Here is a 4,642-nt window from a genome sequence, read left to right as displayed (position 1 = left end):
ACAGGCTGGAAAAGGATTTCGCCTACACGATTCCGCAGACGCCGCTCACCAATCAGATCAGCTTTGACGACGCGCTGATCGGCAAGGGCGATGCGGAGCGTGGACGTCAGACGTACGGCAAGTCGAGCTGCATCGGCTGCCACGCGATCGCCGGGACGCCGTTCAACATGGCGGCCGTCGGCCCGAATCTCACGCATGTGGGTTCGCGCTACACGATCGCCGGCGGTCTGTATCCGAACGACGCGAAGCATTTGTCGTACTGGATCAAGAGCGCCCCGCACATGAAGCCCGGTTCCATCATGCCGTCGCTCGGCAAGGGTGTGACGGATCCGAAAACCAAGATGGTGGTCAACGTCGGCGGTCTGACCGACGCGGAGGTCGCGGACATCGTCGCGTACCTCCAGGCCTTGAAGTAAGTCACCGTCACCGCTGACCAACGACACCGATGGCAACCATCGCTGCCGCGCCCCCGTACACCAACGTCAAGCCCGTGCCCTCCACGACCGGCATCTGGTCGTGGCTCACCACGGTGGACCACAAGCGCATCGGGGCGCTCTATCTGATCACCGGCCTGTTCTTTTTCGTGGTCGGCGGCCTCGAGGCCGCCGTGCTCCGTGCCCAGCTGGCGACGCCGAATGGCAAGCTCATTTCGGCCGAGATGTATAACCAGCTGTTCACGATGCACGGTACGACCATGATCTTCCTCGCCGTCATGCCACTCTCGGCGGCGTTCTTCAATTTCCTGATTCCGCTGCAGATCGGCGCGCGTGACGTCGCCTTCCCGCGACTGAATGCGTTCTCGTACTGGATCTACCTGTTGGGCGGCGTCTTCATCACCTTGCCCATCCTGTGGTCGATGGCGCCGAATGGTGGGTGGTTCGGGTACGCGCCGCTCAGCACGAAGGCGTATTCGCCCGAGCACAACATGGATTTCTGGGTGATCGGCTTACAGATCCTCGGTATCTCCTCGCTCGCGGCCGGCTTCAACTTCATCACGACGATCATCAACATGCGCGCGCCCGGCATGACGCTCATGCGCATGCCGATCTTCACGTGGATGTCGTTCGTGGTGCAGTTCCTGGTGGTGCTCGCCTTCCCGGTGATCACGGTCGCGCTCGTGTTCCTGCAGTTCGACCGCTTCTTCGGCACGAACTTCTACACGATCGCCAAGGGCGCCGACCCGCTGCTGTGGCAGCACCTCTTCTGGGTGTTCGGTCACCCCGAGGTGTACATCCTGATCCTGCCGGCCTTCGGCCTCGTGTCCGAAGTGCTCCCCACGTTCTCGCGCAAGCCGTTGTTCGGATATCCCGTGATGGTGTACTCGGGCATCCTGATCGGCTTCCTCGGCTTCGGCGTGTGGGCGCACCACATGTTCTCGGTGGGGATGGGCCCGATCGCCGACGCGGTGTTCTCGCTCACCACCATGCTGATCGCGATCCCGACCGGCGTGAAGATTTTCAACTGGGTGGCCACGATGTGGGGCGGCCAGATCCGCTTCACGGTGGCCATGAAGTTTGCCGTCGCGCTGGTGGCCATGTTCACGATGGGTGGCATCTCGGGCGTGATGCATTCGTCGCCCCCGGCCGACCTGCAGCAGACGGACACGTACTTCGTGGTGGCGCACTTCCACTACGTGCTCTTCGGTGGCTCGATGTTCGGTCTGTTCGCCGGCATGTACTACTACTTCCCGAAGATCACCGGCCGTTTCCTCTCGGAGAAGCTGGGCAACTGGCACTTCTGGATCACGTTCGTCGGCATGAACCTCACGTTCTTCCCGATGCACTTCAGCGGCCTGCTCGGCATGCCGCGCCGGATCTACCAGTACGACGCCGGACAGGGCTTGGATCTGTTCAACGCCATATCGACGGGCGGTACGCTCATCCTGATGATCGGCACGCTGTTCGGGCTGATCAACGTGTGGAAGAGCTGGAAGGGTGGAACGATGTCGTCGAGCAATCCGTGGGGAGCCGCGACGCTCGAGTGGACGATCCCGTCGCCGCCGCCCGACTACAACTTCGCCGACTTGCCGCAGGTGAAGTCGCGCTATCCGCTCTGGAACATGAAGGGTGGTGAGAAGCTCGTGCATGAGACGACCCACGACGAGGAGAAGGGCCGGCACATCCCCACGTCGCAGGAACTCGGGATCGTCATGCCGAATCCGTCGATCTGGCCGCTGGTTACCGCGTTCGGTCTGATCGTGATGTTCGGCGGGTTGCTGTTCATGGACGCGAGCGTCCCGACGGCGGTCGCTGTCATGCTGGCCGGCACCGCACTCTGGGTCGGCTCGCTCTACACCTGGCTGCTCACGCCGCTCGAGGATCACCACTAAGATGACCGCCACTACGGCACCTACGACCGTCGCACACGGCGACGGTCACGGCGACGGCCACGCGCACGGCGGCGGGCATTACACCTCGCTGGGACTCGACAACCGCAAGGTCGCCATTTGGACCTTCATCGGTTCCGAGTGCATGCTCTTCGCGTCGCTGATCTCGACGTACCTGATCTACAAGGGCAAGAGCCCCGAGGGCCCGTTCCCGCATGAAGCGTGGACCAGCCCGACCACGGGTGAAGTGTTCAAGCCGATCCTGAATATCCCGGTCACGTCGGCCTCCACGTTCGTGCTGCTCATGTCGTCGCTGGCGATGGTGCTCGCGCTGGCGGCGGTGCAGAACCGCGACGTGCCGAAGCACACCGCGTGGGATCGTATCCTCGGTTCGTCGAAGATCTGGCTGTGGGCCACCTGCCTGCTCGGCATCACGTTCCTCGGCTGCCAGGCGTACGAGTTCACGTCGTTCGTGCACGAAGGGCTCACGATGCGCACGAACCTGTTCGGCTCGAGCTTCTTCACGCTGACCGGCTTCCACGGCGCGCACGTGACGGCCGGCGTGCTCTGGCTCTTCACGTTGCTGGCGATCGATTACAAGCGCGGCCTCAAGCCGTCGGATGCCCTGCTCGTCGACATCTGTGCGCTGTACTGGCATTTCGTCGACGTGGTGTGGATCGCGATCTTCACGCTCATCTACCTGATCAAGTGAGGCGGTGATGGCTGACCATTCTGCGGCGGCGGGACACGCCCACGACGAAGCGCACCACCCCACCTGGACCACGTACTGGAAGATCGCCGTGATTCTCACGGTGATCACCGCGGTCGAAGTCTCCGCGTATTACATCCCGGCGTGGGAGAACAGCTGGGTGTACGTCCCCAGTATGCTGATCATGTCGGCGGTGAAGTTCTGGATCGTGGTGATGTACTACATGCACCTCAAGTACGACCACAAGCTGTTCCGGTCGCTGTTTGCCGGCCCGCTGGTGGTCGCGGGGCTGACGCTCATCGGGCTGCTGTTCCTGTTTTCCAAGCTCGTCCTGCGACTCGGCCTGCTCAGCTAACCGCTGCGTCACCGATCGCGAGAACCCGTGGCCAGTCGTCAGCGTTCCGCTGGTGACTGGCCATGCTCCGTTCTCCCCCGCCCGCTGGCGCATCCGCTGCCGAGGACCTTCCCGAGATGATCGCGCTTCTGTTGCACCCCGCCGCCCAGCTCAGCTGGTCGCGTTTCACGGTTCACCCGAGTACCGCCATCGGCATCGCTGCGATCGGGGCGGCCTACATGTGGCGCGTGCGTCAGGGTCCATCGGCCATGGACCGGGTGCCCGTCACGGTACCGGAGCTGGCGCAGGCATCCAGCGTTCAGCTCGATGCCGCCGCCGCGCCGCAGGGGCCCACGTCGGCGCAGCGCGTCAGCTTCTTCACGTCGCTCCTGCTGCTGTTTCTGACGCTCAACGGGCCGCTGCATGATCTGAGCGACTACTACCTGTTCAGTGGGCACATGGTGCAGCACCTGATCCTCACGTTGGTCGTGCCACCGTTGATGATCATCGGTACGCCGGGCTGGATGCTGCGCCCGCTGCTGCGCCGGCCGGCCGTGTTCGGCGTGGCCCGCAAGAGCACGACGATCGCGGCCTGTTTCGCGATCTTCAACCTGGTGCTCGCGTTCTGGCATCTGCCGCCGATGTACAATCTGGCGCTCGCGAACCATCCGATTCACATCGTGCAGCACCTGATGTTCATTGCGGCGTCGGTGCTCATGTGGTGGCCGCTCACGTCCCCGCTCCCCGAGCTGCCGCGGGCGCCGTACCCGGCGCAGATGCTGTACTGTTTCGTGATGGTCATTCCGATGTCGGTCATTTCGATCTACATCGCGATGGCGGATACGTTGCTGTATCCCGCGTATGCCGTGGCCCCGCGCATTCTGGGGATCACGCCCATGATGGACCAGCAGTACGGTGGTCTGATCATGTGGATTCCGGGTGGCGTCTTCTTCTATGCGGTGATGACGGTGGTGTTCTTCAAGTGGTCGCAGCGCGGCGAAGACGATCAGGCCAGCGCACAGGTGGGGTGGGTCCCCTCGCCGGACGCGCTGACCTGATGGCCGGCAAGAAACCCGTCGCGCGTCGTCACGTCGGCAAGGACGCCCCGAAGGTCGCGCCCAAGAAGAACGCGGCCGCCGCCGAAAAGAAGTTCGGCAAGGCGGCGCGTCAGGCCGCGGAAACGGGCGGCAAGAAGCCGGGGGCCTGGCGCGACGCCGAACAGCCACGGGTCTCGCACGCGGCCGCGCCGATTCCGGCCGAGGCGCTGGGCACA

Annotated in this window: 5 protein-coding genes and 1 pseudogene; all 6 read left to right on the top strand. The window is 63.6% G+C overall.

Translation table 11 applies throughout. From position 1 onward, the window contains the following. Nucleotides 1-416 (top strand): c-type cytochrome (locus ACIRA7_RS15060; RefSeq protein ID WP_396221662.1); only part of this gene is annotated, 416 nt, incomplete at its 5' end. Between the two features lie 29 nt (nt 417-445). Then, the gene (ctaD, locus tag ACIRA7_RS15055) at nt 446-2,329 is read left to right on the top strand and encodes a cytochrome c oxidase subunit I (RefSeq protein ID WP_396221661.1); all 1,884 of its coding nucleotides are present in this window, start codon (nt 446-448) and stop codon (nt 2,327-2,329) included. A gap of 1 nt (nt 2,330) precedes the next feature. Next, nucleotides 2,331-3,038, top strand: coding sequence for a heme-copper oxidase subunit III (locus ACIRA7_RS15050; protein ID WP_396221660.1), 708 nt, complete (start codon nt 2,331-2,333; stop codon nt 3,036-3,038). Between the two features lie 7 nt (nt 3,039-3,045). Then, nucleotides 3,046-3,390, top strand: a complete 345-nt coding sequence (locus ACIRA7_RS15045) for a cytochrome C oxidase subunit IV family protein (protein ID WP_396221659.1) — start codon at nt 3,046-3,048, stop codon at nt 3,388-3,390. A 62-nt stretch (nt 3,391-3,452) separates the two neighbouring features. After that, nucleotides 3,453-4,427: a cytochrome c oxidase assembly protein gene (locus ACIRA7_RS15040; RefSeq protein ID WP_396221658.1), complete on the top strand. Its 975-nt coding sequence runs from the start codon at nt 3,453-3,455 to the stop codon at nt 4,425-4,427. Then, nucleotides 4,427-4,642 (top strand): annotated as a pseudogene (locus ACIRA7_RS15035) (hypothetical protein); the annotation flags it as partial. The gene ACIRA7_RS15040 and the pseudogene ACIRA7_RS15035, both read left to right, overlap by 1 nt.

The sequence above is a fragment of the Gemmatimonas sp. genome (genome assembly GCF_044376735.1).
GTDB lineage: Bacteria > Gemmatimonadota > Gemmatimonadetes > Gemmatimonadales > Gemmatimonadaceae > Gemmatimonas.
Note: the sequence above shows the minus strand (reverse complement) of the source record. Positions and strands in the feature narration are given on the sequence as shown.